This is a genomic window from Janthinobacterium sp. SUN033, from assembly GCF_030397595.1.
In the GTDB taxonomy this organism is placed as follows: Bacteria; Pseudomonadota; Gammaproteobacteria; order Burkholderiales; family Burkholderiaceae_D; genus Janthinobacterium; species Janthinobacterium kumbetense.
Genome location: NZ_JAPQNV010000001.1, coordinates 384,544 through 410,238, shown reverse-complemented (window position 1 = coordinate 410,238; position 25,695 = coordinate 384,544). Strand labels below are relative to the sequence as shown.

At 58.9% G+C, this 25,695-nt stretch carries 23 protein-coding genes; 6 read left to right on the top strand and 17 right to left on the bottom strand.

Features of this window, described 5'->3' with window-relative positions; genetic code table 11:
- Nucleotides 1–69: 69 nt before the first annotated feature.
- The 4 genes from OX460_RS01915 to OX460_RS01900 form a co-directional block, all read right to left on the bottom strand.
- Nucleotides 70–891, bottom strand: a complete 822-nt coding sequence (locus OX460_RS01915; protein WP_289897437.1) for a hypothetical protein — start codon at nucleotides 889–891, stop codon at nucleotides 70–72.
- A 159-nt stretch (nucleotides 892–1,050) separates the two neighbouring features.
- Nucleotides 1,051–1,713 carry an MAE_28990/MAE_18760 family HEPN-like nuclease gene (locus OX460_RS01910; RefSeq protein ID WP_289897436.1) on the bottom strand — a complete coding sequence of 221 codons (663 nt, stop codon included), beginning with the start codon at nucleotides 1,711–1,713 and terminating at the stop codon, nucleotides 1,051–1,053.
- Nucleotides 1,706–2,830, bottom strand: coding sequence for a DUF262 domain-containing protein (locus tag OX460_RS01905; RefSeq protein WP_289897435.1), 1,125 nt, complete (start codon nucleotides 2,828–2,830; stop codon nucleotides 1,706–1,708). The genes OX460_RS01910 and OX460_RS01905 overlap by 8 nt, the downstream gene beginning before the upstream one ends.
- A 146-nt stretch (nucleotides 2,831–2,976) precedes the next feature.
- A complete protein-coding gene (locus tag OX460_RS01900; RefSeq protein WP_289897434.1) occupies nucleotides 2,977–3,420 on the bottom strand; it encodes a helix-turn-helix transcriptional regulator in 444 nt (147 codons plus the stop codon).
- A gap of 73 nt (nucleotides 3,421–3,493) precedes the next feature.
- On the opposite strand from OX460_RS01900, the gene OX460_RS01895 reads away from it, so the two are divergent.
- The 6 genes from OX460_RS01895 to OX460_RS01870 all read left to right on the top strand — a co-directional run bounded on the left by OX460_RS01895 (nucleotide 3,494) and on the right by OX460_RS01870 (nucleotide 10,717).
- Complete coding sequence (locus OX460_RS01895) at nucleotides 3,494–3,697, top strand: ribbon-helix-helix protein, CopG family (RefSeq protein ID WP_289897433.1); 204 nt, start codon at nucleotides 3,494–3,496, stop codon at nucleotides 3,695–3,697.
- A 10-nt stretch (nucleotides 3,698–3,707) separates the two neighbouring features.
- Entirely contained in the window at nucleotides 3,708–3,911 is a 204-nt protein-coding gene (locus OX460_RS01890) for a hypothetical protein (protein ID WP_289897432.1), read from the top strand.
- Between the two features lie 37 nt (nucleotides 3,912–3,948).
- Nucleotides 3,949–4,137, top strand: coding sequence for a hypothetical protein (locus OX460_RS01885; RefSeq protein ID WP_046682347.1), 189 nt, complete (start codon nucleotides 3,949–3,951; stop codon nucleotides 4,135–4,137).
- Nucleotides 4,134–4,340 (top strand): ogr/Delta-like zinc finger family protein, encoded by a 207-nt coding sequence (locus OX460_RS01880; protein WP_289897431.1) that lies wholly within the window; start codon nucleotides 4,134–4,136, stop codon nucleotides 4,338–4,340. The genes OX460_RS01885 and OX460_RS01880 overlap by 4 nt, the downstream gene beginning before the upstream one ends.
- Nucleotides 4,341–4,736: 396 nt before the next feature.
- On the top strand, nucleotides 4,737–5,348 hold the full coding sequence (locus OX460_RS01875; protein WP_289897430.1) for a hypothetical protein: 612 nt from the start codon (nucleotides 4,737–4,739) through the stop codon (nucleotides 5,346–5,348).
- Between the two features lie 326 nt (nucleotides 5,349–5,674).
- The gene (locus OX460_RS01870; protein WP_289897429.1) at nucleotides 5,675–10,717 is read left to right on the top strand and encodes a diguanylate cyclase; all 5,043 of its coding nucleotides are present in this window, start codon (nucleotides 5,675–5,677) and stop codon (nucleotides 10,715–10,717) included.
- A gap of 41 nt (nucleotides 10,718–10,758) precedes the next feature.
- Here OX460_RS01870 and OX460_RS01865 read toward each other — a convergent pair whose 3' ends face one another.
- The 13 genes from OX460_RS01865 to OX460_RS01805 all read right to left on the bottom strand — a co-directional run bounded on the left by OX460_RS01865 (nucleotide 10,759) and on the right by OX460_RS01805 (nucleotide 25,611).
- Nucleotides 10,759–12,258 (bottom strand): nucleobase:cation symporter-2 family protein, encoded by a 1,500-nt coding sequence (locus tag OX460_RS01865; protein WP_289897428.1) that lies wholly within the window; start codon nucleotides 12,256–12,258, stop codon nucleotides 10,759–10,761.
- A gap of 580 nt (nucleotides 12,259–12,838) precedes the next feature.
- Entirely contained in the window at nucleotides 12,839–13,003 is a 165-nt protein-coding gene (locus tag OX460_RS01860) for a hypothetical protein (protein ID WP_180278751.1), read from the bottom strand.
- Nucleotides 13,004–13,146: 143 nt separating this feature from the next.
- Nucleotides 13,147–13,473 carry a hypothetical protein gene (locus tag OX460_RS01855; RefSeq protein WP_289897427.1) on the bottom strand — a complete coding sequence of 109 codons (327 nt, stop codon included), beginning with the start codon at nucleotides 13,471–13,473 and terminating at the stop codon, nucleotides 13,147–13,149.
- Entirely contained in the window at nucleotides 13,470–13,967 is a 498-nt protein-coding gene (locus OX460_RS01850; RefSeq protein ID WP_289897426.1) for a glycoside hydrolase family 19 protein, read from the bottom strand. The genes OX460_RS01855 and OX460_RS01850 overlap by 4 nt, the downstream gene beginning before the upstream one ends.
- Nucleotides 13,968–13,981: 14 nt before the next feature.
- Nucleotides 13,982–14,410, bottom strand: coding sequence for a hypothetical protein (locus OX460_RS01845; protein WP_099667445.1), 429 nt, complete (start codon nucleotides 14,408–14,410; stop codon nucleotides 13,982–13,984).
- A gap of 76 nt (nucleotides 14,411–14,486) precedes the next feature.
- A complete protein-coding gene (locus tag OX460_RS01840) occupies nucleotides 14,487–14,669 on the bottom strand; it encodes a hypothetical protein (RefSeq protein WP_289897425.1) in 183 nt (60 codons plus the stop codon).
- 14 nt (nucleotides 14,670–14,683) lie between these two features.
- Entirely contained in the window at nucleotides 14,684–16,840 is a 2,157-nt protein-coding gene (locus OX460_RS01835) for a hypothetical protein (protein ID WP_289897424.1), read from the bottom strand.
- A complete protein-coding gene (locus OX460_RS01830) occupies nucleotides 16,840–17,709 on the bottom strand; it encodes a hypothetical protein (RefSeq protein WP_289897423.1) in 870 nt (289 codons plus the stop codon). Before OX460_RS01830 ends, OX460_RS01835 begins: the two co-directional genes overlap by 1 nt.
- Complete coding sequence (locus OX460_RS01825; RefSeq protein ID WP_289897422.1) at nucleotides 17,709–18,437, bottom strand: hypothetical protein; 729 nt, start codon at nucleotides 18,435–18,437, stop codon at nucleotides 17,709–17,711. The genes OX460_RS01830 and OX460_RS01825 overlap by 1 nt, the downstream gene beginning before the upstream one ends.
- Nucleotides 18,434–18,724 carry a hypothetical protein gene (locus OX460_RS01820; RefSeq protein WP_289897421.1) on the bottom strand — a complete coding sequence of 97 codons (291 nt, stop codon included), beginning with the start codon at nucleotides 18,722–18,724 and terminating at the stop codon, nucleotides 18,434–18,436. Before OX460_RS01820 ends, OX460_RS01825 begins: the two co-directional genes overlap by 4 nt.
- Nucleotides 18,717–19,559 (bottom strand): hypothetical protein, encoded by an 843-nt coding sequence (locus tag OX460_RS01815; RefSeq protein ID WP_289897420.1) that lies wholly within the window; start codon nucleotides 19,557–19,559, stop codon nucleotides 18,717–18,719. Before OX460_RS01815 ends, OX460_RS01820 begins: the two co-directional genes overlap by 8 nt.
- Nucleotides 19,560–19,567: 8 nt before the next feature.
- Nucleotides 19,568–21,061, bottom strand: coding sequence for a hypothetical protein (locus OX460_RS01810; RefSeq protein WP_289897419.1), 1,494 nt, complete (start codon nucleotides 21,059–21,061; stop codon nucleotides 19,568–19,570).
- The gene (locus tag OX460_RS01805) at nucleotides 21,058–25,611 is read right to left on the bottom strand and encodes a tape measure protein (RefSeq protein ID WP_289897418.1); all 4,554 of its coding nucleotides are present in this window, start codon (nucleotides 25,609–25,611) and stop codon (nucleotides 21,058–21,060) included. The genes OX460_RS01810 and OX460_RS01805 overlap by 4 nt, the downstream gene beginning before the upstream one ends.
- Nucleotides 25,612–25,695: the final 84 nt, after the last annotated feature.

Here is a 25,695-nt window from a genome sequence, read left to right as displayed (position 1 = left end):
AATAATCGATAGCAACCTCACTAAAACAGAATTTTCCTCTAAAACGGAGCAATCCAATGCCAACAACAATTATACAAATGGTCCGTCGGTCTGTATGGGCGCCGAAAAATCCTCTTCAATAGCCCTATTAAGGAAAGTAAAACCTAAAGCCCAATAACCATCCTCTCCTTTATAGCCAGCATTAACATATGTCGGTTCAGCAATGCCCATCAGATTCTCTTGATGGGTACTGCGAAAATATTTGTAATTTTCAACACAATATTCGTTACACATCCTATTTCTCTCTTCATAATCTTCAATATCCAATAAGTCATTATAATATTCTTGAGGACTAAAACGGACCTGATTATAAAATCGATTAACCTCAACAAAGTTATGGCATGTCGAGCAAATATGCAGTTCAGCTTGATCATTATGCCAGAGAGGATCTCCATGACGATTATAGTTACCACTAAGCATATTTATGAATGGGATCAAATGCCCACCACATTTACAACGATCAAAAGCCAGATCAAATACATCAACAATTTCGAAATTTTTTTGATCTAACAACGCAATCTTGTAACGAATCCCATCGCCGACGTAAGGTTCATAATCACGGAATTTTTTGAAATTGATATTAGTAGTTACATCAAATCTAGTAGGTACCCCATCATAATTGCCAGCAAAATCGGCGTGTTCGCCCACATCGCCAGCAACAGTCAAAAAGAAATCACGTCGATGCTTTTCGTAAAATTTTAATTCAGCTTTCAAACCTGCGTAGCTTTTTTGGTCAAGTTTTTTCTTGTAAGTATTCTCTAGCCACTCTCCCGCAACAGCAAATCCTTTCTGTGGGTCGTTTGCTGCAGAAAATATAATTCTTCGAAACTCGTTATAAGTACTTGCGCTCACTCTTTTCTCACCAAGGAAGTTATACAGCGGTTTTTACGGTGACCACCTCTATCAGGAAGCCGTAGCACGAAAATTTTCACTCACATGACATTTTTCATCAGATTAAGTTAAAACCAATAAGAGCAATACCAAAGGAAAATCTCTCAATTAATTCCGCGTTTACGCCTGCAACAAATTCGGAATCGATCTTATATATTTCTTCATCGAGGCAGCGTTTTCTATATCGGTTTTATACTCACGCATCAACTGCAAAACCTCCTCAACAAGCTCACCAAATTCCCTACCACCCAAATCCAGATATTCACCATGCGCAACCTTATTTCTCTTATGCACAAGGCTTTCATCAATAAGATTAAACTTCGTCGCATAAGAGGCTGTATTTATATCCAAAGATGCAGCTATATTAGAAAATACTTTTGAAGTCAAATTTGATTCCGTATCAATAGCTGACGACATATTCAAATTAGCTTTCTTTTCAAGCTCAGAAAAAATAAAGTTAAATGCCTCAAGATTCGGGCCAGATTTTCTTGAATTAACAAGAGTCTGCAACTTACCTTTCAAACCAAACAACGAAAAGCAACTTTGCAGCTCCCTATAGGTATGCCCTTGGTTATTTATATAATTCAAATAATGCTCAGATGCATTTTTTACAAACCCTTCCCAATGGGCATAAAGAATTGCCACTCCGGCCCTAATAAAAAACTTTTTTTCCTGACCAACAGATTTAGACGCAAATCTAAATGCGCCTATTTCCTTAACTCTCCACCCCATCTCTTTATCAAGTGCATCCTGAAGCTGGGTTAAGGTTTTAATATCAGACATTGCCAGCGCCTGTTGGATTCAAGAGAATAGCGGCCAAAGGAAGAAGTCTTGAGAGACGCGTGGTGCCTCTTATGCCAGCGCCAGAACTCTGTGTAAAAGCATCTGTAACCCAAAGCCCTCGAGCGACTTCATTAAGGAATGTATGACGTACTGCTGGCGACATGGCTTCGATCTTTTCAAGGTTTAAAGAAACCCCAGTAGCCATCACTTCGAATACAGAAATTAAGAATTTCCCGGAAAAACTGGTTCCGTTCCAGCGCTTAAATGCCATGCTACCTAACGCATCATCTAAGAACTTAAACGTTTTAGAAAATACTTCTTTTTCAGAGTCCATATTAAAACTCTCATCAGTTGCAATTTTTATCAAGGCATCATCGAGATACTCATGAACGTCTAAACCAGCTAGATACGGGACATTTCTAAATGCAAAAAATCGCAACGCCAATTCAACGCCGGTTTGCGACTCGATAGCAACATCAGTTTGATCTGTGGTTCTTAAAAAGGAAACATCAATGGAACGTTCCATTAGCCAGTTGTAAAACTCCCTATTTAAAGAAACCGCCATACTGTTTCTCACTTCCTGTTCGGATAGCCCTGCTCCACCTGTATTTAAACGCTGAAAGAGTTCAAATTTCGCGGCGACATCACTATCGGCCTTAAGAATTTCCACACGAATTCGTGCACGCTTCATCTCTATCTGTAGCGCTTGTCCAATCCCGTCATCTGCACCTTCAGCAGACTCTTTCCAACGTTTTTTGTCCAGGCTCGGCAAGAATCGAGTTCCATTCAAAACGAGAGGGCCTAACTGCTCTGCGCGCTCACCTTTAAGATCGCCAGTAAGCTGAAGAACGGTTGATAGGCGCTGAAGCCCATCGATAAGCTCCCAAACTCCATTTTCATCTTGGTAAACAAAAATTGGTGGAATAGGAATTCCGAGAATTAATGATTCAATAAATCGTGTTTTTCGCTCATCTTCCCAGCGAAAAAGCCGCTGAAAAACTGGATCAATAACAAGTTCTCCATCCTTGTATAAGTTGATAATTTCACCGAGTGACATTTCATATCCATCGGTTACAACTCTTTTTCTAGTAGCTTGAATTTCGTCTGTAAGTGCCATGAAATCTCCAGTTAATTTAGTTCATCAAATGTTTTTTCTATCGTTTGAAACACACGGCAACCATGCACACTACGAAGTAGAGGATAATCCACTGTACAGCACAGCCAAACGGTGAGTGATTTGTGTCGGCCATTACATAGCATTGATCATTTTTTTTTACGACCTACATGGATCGTTTGCGGCGCAGTTATATTCCCGTGGATCTGCTGACCAATCTCGTCATGAACAATGACTTGAGTATGCCGTTCTACAGACTTAGCGACAGCGCTAGCAGGTGCGTCAGCAATGCCTTCGACAACTCCCAACACACGTGCTCTCCCGCGCAAATCTAGCCGTCGATAGCCTACTAACAACTCGTTCTCATCGTCAGTTAAAGAATTACTTGTTGGAACACCAAGCATCACATACGAGATGTCTACTCCAATGCTGGCCAATGAAACCATGTAGCCGGCATCAGGCAAGGTCTTCCCTTGCTCATAATTAATCTGAGCGAGTTTTTTCACGCCACCAATGGCCGCGAACGCTTCTTGTGTAAGGCCCAAGCGCGTGCGCTCTTGCCTTAACCTATCACCAAAAATATTTTTATCCATACATCTACGCTGACAAGTATTCTTTAACATACTATAGTTACGCCATCCTGTAGCGATTACACATCATAACATTATGAAAAACTTGTCAAAAGTCGGACGCATTACCAAAGGCGTCACCTCTCAGCCGCTTGGCGTTCGTCTGGCTCCTGACGAGGTAAAAGAAATCGAAACTCTTGCCGCGGCTCAACAGCGCTCACGTGCGTGGCTCCTGCGCCTCCTGATCCTGCGCGGCCTCGCCGACTACAAGCGTGAACTCGCATCCAAACCCACCCACTAAGGACAACGTCATGTACCCCGATGCAAAACGTATCCGCAGCCACCGCGTCATGCTGCGCCTGGACGATTACGAGCACCAGCTTGTTTCCTCGATCGCCAATTACCAGGGCGAAGAGCTTGCGGTGCTGGTGCGCCAGATCGTGATGCGTGAAGCCTTGGCAGTGATCGCCTTGGATGACTCCACCATCGACAGCGTACAGCGTCGTAGCGTTTAAACCGAGTCACTTTTGAGCAACTCTAAAGTTACAGAAAATGCCAGACCACCAAATTAACCTCAATGACGAAGAGCGCGCGGTGCTGGAACTCGTGCGCCAACGCCAGGGGCTGGCAAGTATAGATCAGGCGGCTGAATGGCTCGTCAAGTCGCGCTTACGCATACAGTCGAAAAACATGACAGGTCGCGGTCGCGCCCTGTACCAAGTGGAAAGAAAGCTGAAATGAGAGTCATCGGCCTGCCCTGCCCGCATTGCGAGTACACCGTCCGCGCCGTCAAGAGCCGCACGATGTCCGCCATGTTCAAGGAAATCACCTGCATGTGCCAGAACCCCGAATGCGGGCACTCCTTCGTGGCAGGCCTGGAAGTACTGCGCACCCTCTCACTGTCCGCCATGCCCAAGCCGGATATCCGTCAGATACCGTCTTGAACGGCAAGTCCTTTTGTCAAATAGTGCGTGTCAAAAGCCCCGCCTTTTCACCGGTGGCTGGCCACAACGGCGGAAAATAAACGGTGCTGCGCACCAACGAGGCTCGTACACAAGAGGCTAGCGCCACGCGCAGGCAACAAGGCGGACAGCATCCGATAGCGTCATAAAAATATTGTTGCGTGTCGCAAACGTTCAAGACCTGCTTAGACAACCAAACGATACTACCTCCATCTGATGCCAACCGAGGGAGTCTGATGAATACCGCTGCCATGTCCGCCTTGCGCGAAATTGACGATTTATTAATAAATGAAATTTTCGGTGCAATATCTGTAGCCCTCGATGAGGTGTGGAGCCCCAGCGCAACATAGGGAAAATCACACTCACTCATGGATTCATATGTCAATTCGTAAATTTCACCGCCTGTCGGCATGTGTCCTGGCGGCCTATATATTGCTGCATCTTGTCAATCACCTGATGGCCATTGCCGGCGCACATGCGCACATCGCCTTCATGGAGGCGACACGGCCACTCTATCGACATGCCGTCGTCGAGCCGGTGCTATTGGCGTGCGTGCTGTTTCAATGTGGCAGCGGAATATGGATGGTGCTGCGGGGATGGAAAAAACGCTGCGGGTTCGTAGCGTGGCTGCAGGCCGGCTCAGGGATCTATCTGGCCCTGTTCCTGCTTTTTCATGTCGGCGCGGTCCTGTTTGGCCGCGCCGCGCTCAAGCTCGACACCAATTTTTACTATGCCGCAGCCGGTTTTGTGCTGATGCCATATGAATTGTTGTTTGCACCGTATTATTTCTTCGCAGTGTATGCGCTATTCACGCACCTGGGCTGTGCCGCATATTGGCAAGCCGAAGCGCACTCGCCAATGGTGCGCAGGCTCGCCATCGGCGTTCCGGCAGGAGTCGGCCTGGTGGTCGCCCTGCTGATCAACCTGGCGCTGGCTGGCATGCTCCACCCGCTCGACATTCCCGCGAAATACCTGACTATTTACCGGTAAGCGGGGCGCGAGCACGCTGAGTCAGAGCACGCATGAAAAAAGGAAGCCGCACTGTTTGCTTGTGCGAATTAGCCTGCACATTCTTTTTCCGATGGCGTACAAAGTGCGCCATCATGCTCATTATCCAGTTTCCAGGTTGCGCTGGTGCCACATCCCCTCATCGCTCCCCCTCAGTGCCTGCCCCCGCTGACGTTTTTACAACAGCCCCCATCGCCCCGCGCCCTCCCCCGCAACTCCCTACTGATATAATACTAGCAATCAACTAGTACTCCGAGATGTGCGCCTCAAGGCTCCCGCAACCGTCTGTGTACCGCTAAGCCCTGCCCATGCGCTCCCTTTTCGACCACGAGATCATCAAACAGCTGCACAGCGGTACGCGCTCGCGGGTTTACCGCGCCCGGGCCGCCGATGGCACTGCGCTGATCGTCAAGATGCCGAATCAGCCGTTCCCCTCCTTTCAGCAACTGGCACAATTCAAGCGCGAGTATGCGATTGCTCGCCGCTGCCGCCATCCGGGCGTGGCGCATCCGCTGGCGCTGCAGCTGCACGGCGGGCGCTGGACGATGATCCTGGAAGATACCGGCGGCCTGGCGCTCGACCAGGTGTTGCGCGCGCAGGTGGCGAGGCGCAGTACTCCGTCGCAGCCCGCATTGGCGCTGGACGATTTTTTCGACATCGCGCTGCAACTGTGCGCGGCGCTGGACGAGGTCCATCGTCAGGGCGTGATCCACAAGGATATCAATCCTTCCAATCTGGTGTGGAATGCCGAACGGCGCCTGCTGCAGCTGATCGATTTCGGCATCGCCTGTGAACTGCCCTGCGAAAGCCATGGCATCGTCAATCTCCAGACCCTGGAAGGCACGCTGCGCTACATGGCGCCGGAGCAGACGGGGCGCATGAACCGGCGGGTCGATTGGCGCGCCGATTTCTATGCGCTCGGCGCCACCTTGTACGAAATGCTGACCGGCCAGGCGCCGTTCGAGACGGGCGACGAGATGGAACTCGTGCATTGCCACATTGCGCGCAGTCCGGAATGGTCGCACCCGGCGCTGGCAAGCCTGCCCGGCCAGCTGCTGCCGATCATCCAGCGGCTGCTGGAAAAAAATGCCGATCAGCGCTACCAGAGCCTGCAAGGCTTGCGCAGCGACCTCGAAGCCTGCCGCGCGAACAAGCCGGCGCAGGCGCTCAGGCTGTCCGACCACGACGGCCGCTTCCTCGTTCCACAAACGCTGCACGGGCGCGAGGATGCCATCGCCACGCTGCTGGCGGCGTTTGAGCGCAGTGCCGCCGGCACGTGCGAGATGCTGCTGGTGGCCGGCCATTCGGGTATCGGCAAGTCGGCGGTCGTCAACGAAGTGCAAAAGCCCATCATCGCCCGGCGCGGCCGCTTCCTGTCCGGCAAATTTGACCAGCTCCAGCGCGACGTGCCGTATGCCTCGCTGATCCAGGCCTTCCAGGGGCTGGTGCGCCAGTTGCTGGACCAGCCGGAAGAAACCCTGCGGCAATGGTCCGCAAAACTGCACGAAGCCCTGGGCAGCGGCGTGGGCGTAATCGTCGAGCTGATTCCCCAACTGGCCTTGATCGTCGGCCCCACCGATCCGCTGCCCGCGGCGGCGCCGGCACAGGCCCAGCTGCGCCTGGACCGCCTCTTCCCCCGCTTCGTCGAAGTCTTCGCCTGCGCCGGGCATCCGCTGGTGCTGTTCCTCGACGACCTGCAATGGGCCGATGCGGCCACGCTGCGGATGATCGAGCTGCTGATGGTCTCCTGCGACAAGAGCTGCATGCTGTTCATCGGCGCGTACCGCGATAATGAAGTGGGCCCCGCGCATCCGCTCAGCGCGCTGCGCGACAAGCTGCTCGCCCGTGACGTGCGCCAGTCGACGCTGTTACTGAGCGCGCTGACCGAGCCGCAGGTGGCGCAAATGGTCTCGGCCACCGTGCGCGTGGCGGCGCCTTACTGCGCGCCACTGACCAGCATTTGCTACCGCAAGACGGCCGGCAATCCCTTCTTCCTCAACCAGTTCCTCGCCGCGCTCAACGAGGCGGGCCACCTGCGCTACCGGCCCGCCGACGATTGCTGGGACTGGGACCTGCCTGCGATAGAACAGGCCGGATACGCCGACAACGTGGTCGAGGTGCTGCTGGAGAAAATCCGCCGCCTGCCCGGCGTGACGCAGCACCTGCTGCAACTGGCTGCCTCCAGCGGCAACCGCTTCACGCTCGACACGCTCGCCCTGGCAGTGGACCGCGCTCCCCGGCAAACGCAGCAAGACCTGTGGCCGGCGCTCAGGGCAGGCTTGATCCAGCCGCTCGACGAACGCTACAAATACGTCAATGGCGACACCGTCGCGGGCAACAGCGGCGTCAGTTACCGCTTCCTGCACGACCGGGTGCAGCAGGCAGCCTACCTGGTCGCCGATGCCGGCGCGCGCGCGGCCAACCATCTTCTCATCGGCCGCCTGCTCCTGCGGCATACGCCGCCGGAGCGCCAGGACGAGACGCTGTTCGACATCGTCGAGCAGCTCAACGCCGGCCGCGTGCTGATCGACGAGGCGGGCGAGCGCGTGCATCTGGCGACGCTCAATCTCCAGGCCGGCGTCAAGGCGCGGCGCTCCGCCGCGTTCCAGTCGACCCTGGAGCACATGCGCATCGGTCTCGACCTGCTGCCGGCGGACGCATGGAACACCCACGCCGGCCTCTGGCTCGAGCTGCAGCTGGGCGCCGCCGAAGCGGCCTACCTGTGTGGCCAGTTCGATGCCGCCGAGGCGATCTATCCACTGGTGCGCACCCGTATCTTGAGCCCCTTGCAGCAGGTACGCTGCATTGCCATCCAGGCGCACCAGTATCAGTTGCAGGGCCGCCTGCTCGACGCCATCGCCGTGCAGCGCGACGGCCTGGCACAGCTGGACATCGACATTCCGCACGATGTGGCGCACATGAAGGCGCGCTTCGCCGACATTCTCGCCGACATCGGGCGGCAGCCTGGCGCGCATGCGCCCGAGACCTTGCTGGCGGCCGCCGACATGTGCGAGCCGGACGCGGTGGCCGCGATGCAGATGATGCAGGGCCTGTGGATGGCCAGCTACTACGCCGGCCAGCAGGATCTCAGCGCGCTGATGGTGGTGTCGATGACGCGCCTGTCCATGCAGCGGGGGAGCAGCGATTTCAGCGCTGTCGCCTATGTCGGCTACGCGATGATGCTGGCGCTGTACAGCGGCGACATCGCGCGCGGCTACCACTTCGGCGCGATGGCGATGGCGCTGGCCAGGCGCCGCGCCAATCTGCAGACGCGCACGCTCACGGGCCTGATGTTCGGCGCGCTCAGCAACCACTGGACTCAGCCGCTGCGCAGCTCCGACGCCCTGTACGAGGAAGCGTTTGGCTGGGCGCTGGAAATCGCCGATTTCGTGCAGGTCGGCGTGGTGGCCGCCGTGCGCGCCACCGACCGGATCATCCTCGGCGACTACCTGCCGCACCTGATGCACGACATCGAGCACGACCTGGCGCTGATGCGCGCCAACGGCCAGCAGGCGATGGCCGATTGCTGCGTCGCCGCCGCGGTCCAGCCGATCAAGTGCCTGACGGGCCTCCTGCCGCGCCATGACAGCTACGACGATGCGGCGTTCAGCGAGGCAGGCTTCCTCGCACGGTATGGCGACTCGCACCTGTACCGCGCCTACTTCTTGCAAGGGAAGATACGCAACGCCTACCTGTTCGACAACGCCGACGCCGAACAGCTGGCCGGCCAGCTCGGCATCGTCACGCAGATCATGCGCGGCCAGGCCAAGGTGGCCGAGTGCAGCTTCTATGCCGTGCTGATCCTGATCCGCGCCTTGCGGCGCGCTCCCGCGCGCACCGATGCGGGCGATCTGCGGGCCGTGATCGGCACGCTGCAAGCGAGTCTCGCCGAGTGGGCCAGGCAAGGCTCGGACAACAGCGCGGCCAAGCACCTGCTGGTGATGGCCGAGATGGCACGCTACCGGGACGATCTGCAGCTGGCCACGCGCCTTTACCAGCAGGCGATCGACGCGGCTGGCTTGGCAGGTTACGTCAACATGCAAGCGCTGGGCAATGAACTGTGCGGCGAATGCTGGTGCGACCAGGGGCAGCCGCGCGTGGCAGCCGTCTTCATCGGGGACGCCATCGCGCATTACGGCCAGTGGGGCGCGGAGGGCAAGGTGGCGCAGCTGCGGGAGCGCCATGCCGCGCTGCTGTCAAGGATGGATGGCCGCGGCACGCAGCGGCATTCCGTCTCCCACACGCACGGTAGTTCCGCGCTCGACCTGGTGTCGCTGCTGAAGGCGGCACAAATCCTGTCGAACGAAGTCGGCCTGCGCAACGTGCTGACACGCCTCATTGCCATCGTGTGCGAAAACGCCGGCGGGCAGGTAGCGCGCCTGCTGCTGCTGTCGGAAGGCAGCTACCAGCTGGAGGCCAATATAGACGGCGATGGCGTCACCGTCCTGCAAGCGCGCCCGCTGGACCTGAACGCCGCCAGCGACCCGCAATTCCCGCTGTCGCTGCTGCGCTACGTCATCCGCACTGGCGCGGAGGTGATCGAAGACTGCATCACGGGCGGTTCTCGCTTTGCCGCCGACCCGTACGTGCAGCTGCACCTGCCGCGCGCCGTCATGTGCCTGCCGATCCGGCACGGCGGCCGGATCGACGGCATCCTGTACTTCGAGAACCGGCTGGCCGACGCCTCGTTTACGGAGGAACGCGTCGCATTCCTGCGCATGCTCGGCGCGCAGGCGATGATCTCGATCTCCAGCGCCAGGCTGCATGACAGCCTGGAACGGCGCGTTGCCGAGCGCACCGGGCAACTGGAAGAGGCCAACCGCAAGCTGGCGACCCTGTCCATCACCGACGGCCTGACGGGCCTGTCGAACCGGCGCCATTTCGACGACGTGCTGCGCACCGAATGCGCGCGTGCCACGCGCGTCGGCCAGCCGCTTGCCGTCGTCATGCTCGATGTCGACTACTTCAAGCTCTTTAACGACCGCCACGGCCACCAGGCCGGTGACGCATGCCTGATCCGGGTCGCGCAGGCGCTGGCGGCCGGCATGCGGCGCGCAGGCGACCTGACGGCGCGTTACGGCGGCGAAGAGTTTTCGATCGTGTTGCCGAACACGGGCGCGGACGAAGCGCGCCAGATCGGCGAAGCGCTGCGGCGCGCCATCGAAGACCTGGACATCGTCCACGCGAGTACGGAAGCGCAGCAGGTGACGATCAGCGTCGGCATCGCGGTCCAGTCAGCGCCGGGCGCCGCCGATCCTGACGCCCTGTTGCGGCTGGCCGATGCCGCGCTGTACCAGGCCAAGGATGCGGGGCGCAATTGCGTGGTGCTGAGGATTCTGCCGCCTGGCTGACGCATGCGCCCCGCGCCCTTTTTCACGGCGCTGGCGGCGCCTTACTCGCTGCCATGGGTGTGCTCGCGCGCCTGCTCCCGCGCCTTTTCCTGCGATGCCAAGCCGTTGAAGAACAGATTGAGCAGCACGGCGACGATGGCGGCCAGCAATATGCCGCTGTGCAGCAGCGGTGACAGGGCCTTCGGCATGTGCTGCGCGTACTGTTCCGCCACCAGCGGCAGCATGCCGAAGCCGATAGACAGGGCCACGATGAACAGGTTGTTGCGGTTGCTCTTGTAATCAACGCCGGCCAGGATGCGGATGCCGGTGGCGGCGACCATGCCGAACATCACCAGCCCTGCCCCGCCCAGCACGAACGCCGGCACGGCTTCGGCCGTCTGCGCGATCTTCGGAATCACCCCCATGACGAGCAGGATAAGGCCGGCCGCTACGCAGACCCAGCGGCTGCGCACGCCCGTCACGCCCACCAGGCCCACATTTTGCGAAAACGAGGTGTAGGGAAAGGTATTGAAGATGCCGCCGATCAGGGTGCCCAGGCCATCGACGCGCAAGCCGCGGCTGATATCGTCCTGCGTGATGCGCTTGTCCGTCATCTCTCCCAGCGCCAGAAACATGCCCAAGGACTCAATCATGACGACGATCATCACCAGGCTCATGGTGACGATGGCGACCACGTCGAAGGTCGGCATGCCGAACTGGAACGGCGTGACGATGGCAAAGGTCTTGGCGCCGGCCACCTTGGCGAAATCGGCCTTGCCCAGCGCAAACGACAGGGCCGTGCCGGCGATGATGCCGATCAATACCGCGATATTCGACAGGAAACCCCGGCCATACTTGGCCACCAGCAAGATGACGGCCAGCACGAAGAACGCGATGCCCATGTTATCCAGCGCCCCATAGCCGGGATTGGCGATCAGGGGCACGGGACCGGCTGGCGCGGGCAAGCCGGCCGCCGTGGCGGCAGCGGCCATCTCGAGGAAGGCGGGATCGGCGATTTGCGCCATGGCGGGCGGCCCGCCCATGGTCCAGTTGACGCCCACGCGCATCAGCGACACGCCGATCACGGCGATGATGCTGCCGGTGACCACGGGTGGAAACAGGGCCAGCAGGCGGCTGATGAAGGGAGCGATCAGCATGGAAACGACGCCGGCGCCGATCACGGCGCCAAAGATGCCCGTGATGCCCAGGGCGGGATTGTTCGCCATGGCCAGCATGGGACTGACGGCGGCAAAGGTGACGCCCATCATGACGGGCAGGCGGATACCGAAGTACTTGCCTATTCCCAGGGACTGGATCAGGGTGACGAGGCCGCAGCAGAACAGGTCGGCACTGATCAATGCCGCCACCTGCTCGGGCGGCAGCTTGAGGGCGCGGCCGACGATCAGCGGCACGGCGATGGCGCCCGCATACATGACGAGCACGTGCTGCAAGCCCAGCGTAAACAGTTTGCCGGCAGGCAGGATTTCATCGACGGGCGATGGCGCGGCAGGCACGGTGCCGGGCACGCTGCGGTGGATGGATTTCAGACGGGGAGTGGCCATTTACGCTCCATTTCCTGGGTTACCGCGGCCCGGATGGACGCAGGTGAAAGCGAGAAGCAAGAGAGAAACGGGACGACAGGAACACACTGGCGGCGGATGAGGCATGCGAAGCTCCTTGGATGGGACGACCAAGGTATGCCATGCACGCATCGTGCCAGCACCGATTGTATACAGGAATCGTGCCGAAAATCGCCAGAGATCAGGCAATTTGACGATGGATGCACCGTTTTCTCGCATACCGCCCCGCACCTGCACCAGAAGGCGGCACAAGGCGGCGGGGCTGGCAGGTCGCTGATGGCGGATGGCGGTTGGCAGATGGTTGGAGTTGGAGTTGGAGTTGGAGTTGGAGTTGGAGTTGGAGCTGGAGTTGGAGTTGGCGTTGAGAACTGGAGTCTGAAACTGGAACCTGGCGACTGGTGCTTGGAGCCTATCCCAGTAGATGCATACCCCCCTGCTGGCGCCTCTCGGAAGCGGGGACTGCGTTGATCGTCCTCGCGTGGCTCGCCACGCGTCCCCCTCACACCTTGTCCGCGCTCCTGATGCGCTGCCAGCAGAAGACGCGTCCTATCGGGATAGGCGTTTAGCCACCAGAGCAGGCATCAAGCAGCGTTTCCAGCTGGCGCACATGGGCGGCACGCAATTGCTCGCGCGCCAGCAAGGCTTGCACTTGCTCGAAGATGCCGTGGGATGGCACCGCCGGCAAGGCGGGAGCGGCAGGACGCGTGGCGATACATGGCACGCTCACCGGCCAAGTTTCCACCTTTGATGCCGGCACCCATGCCGCACAGCCGGTCAATAAACTCACCAGCAACAGCACGGCGGCGCGCCTGGCACACCGCCGCCCTGCCGTCCTCCTGGCCCGCCACCCCGCACTCGCACGCGGCGGCCTCATGGCATTTCGCCGGCGATCAGCGCCTCGGCGGCACGGCAGGCGTCACCTTCGGGCTGCAGCGCCAGGATGCGCGCCGCTGCCGCTTGGGCGTCTGCCTGCCCGGCCTGCGCCGTGGCCAGCGCCTGCCGCACCCGCGCCGACCGGCGTGCGCCCTCTTCCCGCATCGCATTCAGCGCCTGGGTCTGGCGCCGCAACAGGCCCTGCACCTCCTGCACTTGCGCCGTGCACGCGGCGCGACCGGCTTCGCGGCCCCAGCGCTGGGCGCAAAACACGGCTGCCCCCAGCAACAGCAGCATGGCCATAATGCTCAACGACGGCTTCATGCCAGCACCTTGCGCACTGCTGCATACAAGGCCAGGCGTTCGGCCAGGCCGTTCACGCCGCCGTTGATGCGGCGCGTCACCCTTTCCTGGTCGCCCGCGTCGGCCAGGCGGTTCAAGCCGCGCGATTGCCAGAACCAGCCCGCCGAGCGACACGCGAACATCGTTTCCTCCAGCAACTGCGGCGCCGCAAGCAAGTCCAGGCCCAGCGACACGCCGCACGCCGCATAATTGGCGCGCCCCGTCACCTGCAGCAAGCCGCGCCCCTTGAAGCGCACGCCATCGCCGACAATCACATTGCCCAGATCCGCCCTCCCCTCATAAGCCGCGCCGCTGGCCAGCTCGCGCACATAGCGCAGCTGTCCCGATTCGTGGCCCACCTGTGCCAGGAACGCTGCCTGGCGCAGCGGCGTATCAATACCGAATTCGGCCATCGCCGCATTCAAGGGCGCCAGGAACAGCATAGCGCGGCGGCCGGCCAACGGCATGATCTGCATCAATTGCGCGCCTGTCACAGCATGCCCCGCACATCCTTGACGGTGGCGGCCGCATCGGCCGCCAGTTCGCCGATATCCTTGCCGCGCCGCTTGTCGAACCAGCGCACGCAGGCACCCAGCACCCACCAGGCGGGCAAGCCGGCCGCCACCATCAGCGGCGCGGCGATGAACAAAAACCCCGTGGCCGGATCGCCGCCATACAGCCCCGCCACGGTCTTCGCGCTGTCGAACAGGCTGGGCCACCACGACAGCACGGCGGCCACGAGCACGGGACCGAGAAAGGTGGAAATGATGATGCTGGAACAAAAACGAATGAATGCCTCCTTGGTGGACTGGGGCCACATGAACATGAAGCCCAGCGACGTGGCGGCGGCGCCGGCCAGCACGGGCACGCCAAACAGTTTGATCAATGCGCCGCCGGCGGCGGTGGTTTCGAGGGCCATGATTGCCTTTCAGGTGGTGGAAATGAAAAAACCCGCCGAAGCGGGTTTGTTGGTGAGGCACAGGAAATGAAGGAATTTAGGTCGTCCGTTCGCCCGCAGGCATTGCGTCATGTAAAGAGAATTCAACCAGTTTCGGCACGCCCCCGTCCGCAAGCCACTCCGTATATTTAATGTAATCGAGGTTCTGGTAATCCATCGGTATGAATGCCCCGTCCGATTCACGTATGATTATGTTTGCCTCTTCTACGATGGTGTACATGCGTTCTCCTATTATTAAATTTCGGCGATGGCTTCCCAGTTACCTTGGATATTGTATTGTCGTGCTGCTATAGTAGAACGCAATTTCATACGCTTATTGGCAGCCTCAGCAATAGTTCCCTGAAATCCAGTAATGCCACCTTGCGCGTCGGTTCCTTGACATGCCCACGTAGTCGGTGCGGTCACATAGCCACGCATATTAATAGTAGGAGATGCGCGCATAGGTACGGGGAATTTAATAGTATGGCGCCCATTATTCTCCAAAGAGTCAACAGATTCACCAGCTGATCCCAGTAAAGCTAGAGCATCAGCGGCAAGCGCAGTCACATCGGCACCTTCAGCGAAGGAATTGCAGTAATAGCGAAGACACAACTGCATTTCTTCAGCCATTGAGCGACGAGAGAATGATGTTGCCTGTCCTGCCTCAAACTGCACACCTGTGATTAGGAAGTTGCCATTATTACCAAGCATGTTGACAGCACCAGTTACACCTGTAATATTTCCTGCAATCCAAGTGCCAGTGACTGCGCGCAAGAAGTTAGCACCCGAACCCAAGTTAAAACGTAGATGCAGACCTTGCATATTGTTTGTATTCATCGCACTTACAGTATCACCGGGAATAGAAACAACGATTTTTGTCCATGTGTTCGCTACAGGAACGGGGAACGAGAACACATAACTTTTGTTCGCCAAGATGTTATAAAAAGCCCCCGAATGCATACCCGCAATGTTCGAGCACACCCAAGCAGACAATGTGCAGGTTTTAGCGGCTGCGGTGCCATATTGCAGGTCAGCCAAATGATTACCCTCGATTACCTGCTGCAACAGGTATGCTTCACCAGCAGCAGCGTTATAGGCTCCTTGAGCACCCAAGCCAAGGTAATTAGGAAAGCCGGGGGCACGAGTTGCCACATTGTAAAAATTAGGGCCATAGGCAACTTTACCTGACACCAATGCATCGTAGTTCCAGCGATCCAAACCATAACCAATAAGATACGTTCCCGAATTAGGTACACCACGCTGATTGATACGCATATCGCCGTTGATAATCCGGTTCTGCATACCGCCGATGAACGAACCGTTTATGCTGGCCACTTTAAAGTCCTGCGCTGCATCCCCATTTATCGCCGCGTAAGTGGCATCTAGAACGGACGGAGCGATGCTGTCTGCAGTGACATACCAGCCGGACACGCCGTTACTCGTGAACGTGGTGACTTCGCCTGGCCGCATCACGTATGTGGTCGTCAAGTTCGCGCTGTTAGCGAGAACTACGCCAGGCGCCGAAAAATTTACGGTTCCTCCAAATGGCGCCCTTACGGTGAAGGAGGAGCCCATATATTCATAAGTCGATGGCCCTACGGCAAGTGTCGAATTTGGGGAGTTGAATTGCAACCAATGACCAAGCTGTTCTTTTGTGAATGCATTCGCACCTGCGGCCAAGCCGATACCTTGGCCAACTTGATAATGCAAGCCTGCATTATTAACGAAATCCACCGTGGCAATACGTCGAGAATTGTTGAACTTTTCGGGTTTAGTCGAAAGTGGAGTGCCGGTAAGATCAGCACTATCCAGTGGTGCTTTCAAGTTAAGCGCAGCTTGTTGGAGGATGCTTACTGGTTTGCTCACATCACTGGTGTTATCCACGCTACCCAGGCCAATATCGGCCTTGATGACTGACGTGTCCGTAATACCATAGCCAGCCAGCGTCGTTGCGCGCGCCGCTTTTTTGGAGTCTAACTCGGCCAGCGCCGCCTGCACATTCTTCGCAACGATCCCGCCCACCGGCGTGCTGACAACTTGCGAGGCCGCATTGGTGGTGATCGTCACCCAGGCGCCGGCCTGGAATACTCGCAGGCAGCCGCCGTTCAGCACCGTGTCCCAGTAGGTCGCGCCAGCCAGCAGCGCACCGCCAGCGTTGTCCAATGTCGGCGCCAGTGCTTTAGCACCGAGATAGCGCGCGTCAAACGAAGCAAACGCGGCGCCTGCGGATGCGGCCTGCGCGGATGCTTTAACTGCATCTGCGCTGGCGCTAGTAGCGGCCTGTCCCGCCGCTGCCGCACTGGCCGCAGCAGCAGCCGCATTGCGCGGAATATCCGCGACGTCCTTAGCTAGCGCCAAGTCGTTGAGCTTGCGCAGATAGTCAGTCTGCCCTGGATAGAAATTGGCTGGCATTAGATTTCCTCTACAGTAATAGATGTCGAATAACGTTCGAATTGCGGCGTGGCGACAGCAACCGCATCGGGCAGCTTGCCGTACACCTGGTGGTCCTGCTCCAGCAAAGGGTCATCAGATTCCGGAAACAGACTGACGAAAACCGGACGCGACTTGCCATTGCCGCGCAAAATGGCCATCAACTTGCTGCGGTCCTGCGGCGACATGTTATTCAGGCTCAGAGCAAGCTTGCGGCTGTGTGGTCCCACATTCGTCAGTAAATCGCCACCTTCATTGCGGTAATGCTGGCTGGCATCGTCTGCCGTCACCGAAGCACCATAATCGGCATTGTTTTCAGGCGACCAGTACATGCCGGCAACCAAGCGCGACGCCTCGATATAGCCGGCGGGGTTGAGCGCGTCGTCGATATCAATTTCCAGTTTCTCCACCCATGCCGGCGAAAACCAGATGCGCCCATAGGCGCCGCCGCCATACGAGAATGCATTGACACCCAGGGGTTCCAGGCCCCACTCCCAAGCGCCAAGCGGCTGGTGCGCGCAGGCCCGTACGGTACCCGTATCGAAAGCAGGTACCGCATCGGCCGCCAGCGCATAGCCGCGCACGCGCAAGGTAGCTGCGGAGCTCAAGTTACAGAATGGCAGCGCCACTGCAGCGATCAACGAGGTCAGGGGGAAAACGGCGCTGAGAGTGGCGTGGGTACCCGTGGAACGCCAGACTTCGGACTTGATGTCCGTCAACAGGTTCGTCACGGAGAGTGCGCCCGACTGGCTAGACGCCGAAATCGCGGCCAGGTCAGCCGCATTGTGGTGGATGATGCGTAAATTCGTCATAAAATATTCTTTCCCTTGATTGAACAAAGTTTTATTCACTAAGGCAAGAAAGTGCCATCAATGATAAAAAACGGCGACGGCTCGGTGAAAGTAGTGTCCTCAGGCGCAGGCCCGCGATCATTACTGGAACGGTGTATCGTACCTGATGAATACGCGACGGCATTGTTCCCATATCGGGTCAAAAACATGCGCGTATCGGTTTTGACGTAACCGTTTTCAGGATAATCAGGGTCATACGGGGAAAAACTGACATGATAGAAAGGGCTATTGCCGATGGCGACAGGCCGCCCCACTGCCGGCAGTTGAACGAGGGAATTCAGGTCCCCGCTCCCGATGGGAAACGTGACATTGGGGCGACCAAAATCATGGGTCAGCCTCCCCGTCACGCTATGCCGCAGAATCAGGCCGAAAGGCGAAGGCTGGCTATCCAATAAGGTGGAAAAGGCCCAGATATCCACAGGTTCCTGTACGTCAAAACCATCCCGGTCAGGATGCGTCCCGCAATAAGCAGCCACGGTATGTATCCCATTCCGATAGGCGGTGCCGAGGATCCCGACTCTCCGGCCAGGCGGCATATCCATCGCCCAGAGCACCGGGCGGTCACTGGCAAAGGTATAGTTGGACCAGCCTGACTGGCGAGCGGAAAACTCCTTATATGGCTGCACGATGCGGCTGAACGAAGCCTTGCCTATGCACTCTGTTCCCAGGGTATCACTATCAACGACGAGGTCCCCCGCAGTATTGCGTACTCGAAAAATGCTATTCACTTTAAATACACTCCTGCTGTCACGCTGTATGCGGCCGGGGTGAATCCCAGGGCCTTGAACGAAAAACGGGGATAACCTTGTGTTTCGTCATATGTCCACTTCGCATGGCCCTGACCATCGCCGTACACGACAATTGGCGTTCTCCCGCGCGGCAGGGTGCGAAATTCCAGAGAAACACCTTCCACTGGAATCTCAAAAATACCCAGGCAAACACCGCCCGCGGCATGGCGGGAATCGAACTTCAGCTGCCCCGCTGCCGTTCTGAGTATCAGGACGGCGTCACTCATATGGCCACCCCAGCTCGATAACTGGCTTGGCACCGCCGTTAAAGGCATAAAAGCCTTTGGCATTGATCTCGATGCGGTTCGCGGAAGCGCCAGAGCGCAAGAAAAAAGTGCCATCCGAATTGATGACGACATTTCCATTGGCCGACTTGCAGGTATCGCTGAAGGTCAGCGCCCCCGTCTTGGTCGAAATCGCCTCCAGCGAGCCAAACTTGGCATAGCTCTGGAACGGGGTCGTCCATACGGTTTGATTCGTCACCGGATCGTAGCTGCCGCTGGACTGAAACCACACCTGCCGTTCCGCAGGGGCGCCATTGATGGCAGCCCCCCAGGCACGCGTCTCGCCCCAAGTCCCAACGGGCGGATAGGTATCGCCAGGCACCGTCACGCTGGCGGGGTTGAAGGCCAGCGCATAGCCGTCGATCAGCGTGAAGCATTGACGCGCCGACCTGCCGCTGCTGCCATTCGTGCCATTCGAACCGGGCACGCCATTCGCCCCGTCCTGCACCTTGTTGACGACCTGCTGCGCCGTGAACGTCACGCCGCTGTCATGCAACAGGGTGGCGGTGACGGTCACCTGCTGCACCGACATGGCGCTGTACGCGAGGCTACGCGTATTGCCGCTGCCACTCAGGACGCCGCCAGCGCTGCAGCTGAATTGCACGGTGCCGGGCAAATTGATTTGCGTGGCCTTGAAATTGACTGCGGCCGGCGCGCCGGCGCCACTGGTGCTGACGTGGAACACGGGGGTGTCCACTGTCAGTATTAGCGCGGCTCCCGCTTCCGGCGCCGTCAACCGTGGCGACGTCGCCTGCAGCAGTACGTCACGGTCATTCATGATGGTACTCATACGATAAACCCCACTTTCACGTGTCCCGTCAACCAGTCAGGTGCCAGCGAAACAACCTGGCCCACCACTCCTTTCTCCATGCCGAAGCGTGGATGGGTGACCCTCACGGCCTGGCCCAGTTCCAGCGCCAGCATTTCCGCCGTGCCATCGAATTCGTAGACCGTGCGCGGCACCCGGCCAATCGCCAGGCGGCGCTGCGCCTCGGCCTCGGCATCCACGCGGCGCAGCAGCATGGTGTCCTGCTGCACCGGTTCCGCATCGAGCCGGTAGGCAGCCTGCACCTCGCTGTCCGCAAGGGTGGCCGTCAGCCATTCCGTTTCAAACAAATCCTTGTGCTGGACCGGAATCCCCGTCTGCAGGCCCGTTTGCACCGTCCAGTTCTTGCAAAAACCCAGTTTGACGGATGCCGTCGGCGCGCTGCGGCTGACTGGCGTCAAGGTGCCCGCCACCATGTGCTGCGGCCCCACCTGCGTCGGCGAGCCGACGGGAGGCAGGCTGATTTGCAGCAGCCGCAGCTGCCCCAGGCGCGACATCACCAGTTGCGCCCCCAGGCTGGAGGCGATCATCTGGCAAGCGTTGAGCACATTCGTGCGGCCAGCGAGAAACAGGCCTACCGCCTGCGGATGCGCGGCGTCGAAGGCCGCCAAGTTGGCCACATCGAGGTCACCCTCGACAAAGCGGTCGCCCGCCTTGCCGTAAGCGGTCGCCAGGCGCCGCAGCAACGCGGCCACCGTGTTGGCATAGGTACCGGGACGGTCGCCCTGCACGGTCACGGTGATCGTCCCGGCGGGCGGCGCGGCCAGGAAAAACCTGCCGCTGGCATTGTCCGCCGTTATCCGCACCGGCAGCCCGTTGTCGCGCACCTCGATGACGCCCTCGATGGCGGCGCCATGCACCTGATACTGCAGCAGGGCCGGATCGGCCAGCAGCGGCGCGATGTTGTGCACCTCGCCAAAGGCCAGCGGCAGCACTGCGTCCTTGTTCGGCGTCGCGCCGCCCAGCTTGGCTTCGCTGACGGGCGTATTCAGGCGTTGCAGCTTGTCGCGCAGTTTCAGCGCCAGCTTGTCGCGCCCTTTCGGCGCGATGTCGGCCACCACGCCATTGAAGATCAGGCGAAAGTCGCCTCGGCGCCAGCGCGGATCGCCGATCCAGGCGCGGATCGGACGGTTCATCCACACATCATTGAGCCAGGCGTCACGGATGCCGGACGGATTGTCTATCTCGATGTCGCCCGCCGACAGGCTGGCTTCGCCACCCAGCGACAGCTGCTCGGTGAACTGCATGCCCGTCGAGACGATGGACTGGTACGCCAGGTTCGGCGGCGTATCATCGGGCGCCGTGACATACGCCCCCGTGCTCAGGAAGCGGGTACGCTGCTGGCCACCGCTGTACACGGCCACCTCGATCAGCACCAGACGGCGCGCCGAGGTGTTGCGCAGCCACGCGGTGAACTGCGCGTCGCTCATGGCCTCATTCAAGGTTTCGTTCATACTATGCTCGCTTTCGATTGACTGGCCCAGACCGACGCCCGGGCCGCTTCCGACGCACCGGCCGACACCTTGTCGGCGGCGCGTTCATTGGCGTCGTAATTGCTGCTGATGATGGCGCCCGTCTGCTGGTCCTGGTCGGCGCGCAGCTGGCGCACTTCTTCGCGCAAGCCCTTGATCTCGGCCACCAGCGCTTCGTTGGCACCGTCGCCGGCACTGAAATAGCGCTGCATGGCTTGCGCCGCTGGCGCATCGACCACCACTTCGTCAAAAGCGGCCGCGAGCGGCATACCGAAACCGGAACCAAACTGCATGCCCTGCGTGATATCGACCTTGCCACCAGCCAGCAATGCGGCGCCCAAGGCATTGACCGCCTTCTGGATGCCCACCGCCGTCTTGTTGAGATTGATCAACTGGCCCACCTGCGTATCGAGCGCCGTCAACTGCTTCTGCGCGTCGCTAAGCTGCGTGCCGGCAATCGCCGCGAGCGCCGCCAAGTCGGCCTGCACCCGTGCCGCATCGGCGGCATAGGCGTCGCTCGACGATTTCACTACCTGGTTCGCTGTCAGGTAAGCCGTGGCCGCCGCCGTCAACGCCGACTGTGCCGCAGCATCGCCCGTCTTCGCCTTCGCCAGCGTCTCTTCATACTGACGCTGCGCCTCGGCCATCTTCTGCATCGGCGTCAGGGTCGACAGGCTGCCCAACAACAGAGAATCCTTGAACGAGCGGATGCCGTCGCCAAACGATTTCAGGCGATCGATGGTGGACTTGAGGGCCGAAGACTCCGTTTCATAGGCACTGGCAATGTCCTGCCGCGCCTGCAACTGGTCATACAAGGCCAGGTTGCTGGCATCGACCGCAGTACGCTCCTTGGCACGCAATTGCGCCGAAGTCATCGTCATCTGGTCGAGCTTTTCCTGGATGCCCTTGCGCTCGTCGGCAATGCCCTGCTCCGATTTGGTCAAGTCTTCCGTCGCCGCATGCGTCTTCGCAAACGCATCGGCCAATGCCATCAGGCCCGCATACTGGTCGGCCCCCGTCTTGGTGGCCAATGCGCCAGAATTGACCAGTTGCAATACCGTATCCTTGAACCGCGCGCGCGTGGTCACGCTCGCATAGCCAAGGGCCGCCATCTGTTCCGTCACGTGTTTTTGCACGGGCGCCAGGCGCTCGGCTTCGGTCAGGTAGTTTTCGGCAAAGAATGCAGACCGATTGCCCAGTGCTTCAACGCCACCGGCAGCCTTGACCAACTGTTCACGTGCCGCCAGGGAGGCCACGCCAACGGCGCCGAATGCCTGCTGCGAGGTGCTGCCCAGGGTAGCCAGCACGCCATCAACGACAGCGTAGTGGCCTGCCAGGCGCTGCAGCGCAGCGCTCGCCGACTCGCCCTTCATGCTCAGTTGCGACAGCGATGGCACCAGTTCCTTTGCCATGGCATCACCGACGCCCGTAAAGAAATCGGCAATCGCTTTCTGGTTCGCCGCGTCGTCCTTGGTCATGACGATGTTGAGCGACTGCGTGCGCGTGGCCAGGCTATCCGTGTTGACGCCCAAGGTGCTGGCGAAGGCGCCCGTCACCGCCTTCATCTGCGCATACGTATCGCCTAGCGATGCCGCCAGCTCGGCATCGACTTCAGAGCGGTCCGTACCTTTCTTATTCTTGCGGAAAAGGCCGCCTTTCTGGGTCCAGTTCGAATAACTCTCACCCGTAAAGCCATCGGCACCGAGGTTGCCCGAAATACCGGCACTGCTGACCTTTTTCTCGCCCATGCCGAACAGGCGGTTCGCCGCGCCGCCCAGCAGGCCACCCACCAGCGCGCCCATCGCCGTACCCACCAAGGGAAAGACGACGGTTCCCAGTGCTGCGCCAACGGCCGTACCGGCATTGACCACACCATTGCGGCCATATTCGCCCGAAATCATCTTGCCGCCATACACGCCGCCCATGACGCCGGCGGCGACGCTTGCCGCCGCGCCCACACCGGTGGCGAGAGACCCATTGGCACTGACAAACGGAGAATAAGAATTACCTTGCAGCATGTTGATACCGCGCTGCACGCCATCGGCCACCGAGTTCCCAATACCGGAAAGTCCGCTGGACAGCGAATCGTAGATGCCCTTCGCCGAACTCAGGAGCGACTGGATGCCGCCACCGTTGGCCAAACTGCCCTGCGCCTGCGCCGCGCCCGGATTCAGGAACGAGGCAAAGCCGGCAGCGATCGGCGACATGATCGGTTGCAGCACGAGGTTGTTGAACATGCTCTTCAACTTGTCCCTGAACATGGTCGCCAGGTTCTTGCCGCCTTCAAAGCCGTTCATGAACGCGTCAGTCAGTGACTTTTCGATATCCTTGGCGCTGGCGGCCCAGTCATCGGAAGCCTTCTTGGCCGCCGCGGCAGACGCCTCCTTGGCGGCCAATTCTTCCGTCGCCGTCATGCTGCGCTGCTTGGCATCGATCAAGGCATTCAAATACTCGACCTGCGCCGCATTTTCCTTGCCCACCGCCAGCGCGGCGCGCTGTTCCTTCAGCAGCGCCATTTCGTTTTGCGCGATGGCGGTCTTGCTCATGCCATACACCGCCACCAGCTTTTCGCCAGCCTCGGCTTCCTTGACGGCATCGGCGACGGCCTGTGTCCGTGTATCGGACAGCGCTTTCGCGTCTGCCAGCGCCTGCTCGGTCACAGCCTTGGCTTGCTTGCCCACCTCGATCTCATCGACGCGGGCCTGAAGCACCTTACGCGCAACCTCGAATCCCGCCAGCTCCGACGCAGTCAGTTTTTTCGTCTGACTCTCGCGGAGTTCCTTCAACTGAAAATCGAACTTTTGCGCCTCGTTCATCTCGGCATAACCGGCAGCTTCGCGCTTCAGGTCGCGGGCCTTGCCGTGCATCTCTTTCACCATGGATTCGAAAGGCGTGGGCGGAGCGGGAAGCGCCGGCATGCCTGTAGCGGGCCCGTTCTTCGGTTTGCCGGGCGCTTCTTGCTGCTCAAGCTGCTTGAGCTTGCCGTGCACCATATCCAGCTCTCCCTGCAGCCTTGCCAGGTTGCTGTCCACCCCGGCCTTGTCCAGGGACTGGTATTTTCCCGTGCGATTGCGCACGGCATCCATTTCCGTCGAAATCTCCAGCATGCGTTCGCCAGCCGGGGTATTCAGTCCTTTCTCCGAAACGCCCAGCTTTGCCAGCTCATTGCGCTTTGCAAGCTGGACCATCTGCTTGTCGAGTTCAGCAACGATTTCCTTGGTGCTCTTGCGCATGGGTTCTACGGCTTTCTCCGCGTTGTCCTTCGACGAACTCCCCCACATATTCCAGGCAGTAACACCTAACCCTACGACAGTCACCAGCAAACCGATATACCCACCCATGAATGCCAGGGCCCCTTTCAGTACCCCTGCAGCGACCGATGCGGCGCGCGTTGCGGTCGTTTGCGCCACCAATGCAGCGGCATGGGCTTCGGCGGCAACTGTGGCACGAGCCTGGGCTGGGATCAGACCATTGGTGGTCAGCGCCAGCGCCACGTCGGCCTGGCTGACGCGTATCGTCGCTTGTAATTCAGCAACACGTGCGGTCGCCAGTGCGGAGGTGGCGGCGGTCGCCGTCACGTCGGCATTCGCCGCCGCCAGGGTGGATGCCAGCAAGGCCCGGTTGGCCGTGACCTTGCTATACGTAGCCACGACGACGCCGGCAGCCCAGGAGCCAAATTTCGCGGTGGTCAGCGTTTCGAGCACGCCAACGACCAGGGTCAGGTTACTCGACAGAAATTCGAGGCCGCTCGTCATCAGGCGCACGGCGCCGGTCGACTCCGCCTGTCTCGCCGTGAACTCCATCACGTTATTGCTCAGGACTGTAAAGCTGCCACCGATGGTTTCGAACTGCACAGCTTCCTTGCGCAACTCGCCCAGCGCGTTCGGCAGTGCGACGGCCATCACGTCGGCAGTGATCAATCCTGCGCCGGCAAGCCCGGCGAGCGCTTCTTTCGACACGCCCAGGCCGGCGGCCATGGCCGCCATGACTTCGGGGGCGGCCTGGCTGATATCGTTAAATTGCTGGCTGCTCAGGGCGCCATCGGCGAAGGCGTTGGACAGCCCCTTGAAGGCGGTGGCGGAATCGGCCGCCGAGGCGCCGCTGATCTTGACGCCAAGATTGAGCGCCTCGGTGATGCCGGCCACTTCGGCCTGGCTGATACCCAGTTTCTTGGTCGCATCGTTCATTTGGGCATACAACCCTGCCGTGGCGGCAAGGTCCGTCTGCCCCGAGGCGGCAATGCGCTTGACATTGTCGTACGCCTCGCCATATTCCTGTGTGGTGCTGGTCGACATGCGCAGTTGCGCTGTCAGTTTCGTATATTCATCAGACAGTTTGACGATCTGGCCGATATTGTTGGAAATACCCAGGTTGGAGAGTATCTCCGTGTATTTTTTCGTGACATATTCGAGTTTGAAAGTCGACTTGGCAGCCCGCTCGCTGGCCTCGCGCATGCGTTCCAGGTCATCTGCCGCGATACGCACATTGAGCGTATCGATGCGTATCTGTAATGTTTCAATTTCAACGGTCATAATTTACCCATAAAAAAAGCCACCGCAAAGGTGACCATGCAATCGAGGCCACCTTCGCGACGGCTGTTGTGTTTTCCGTGTCAC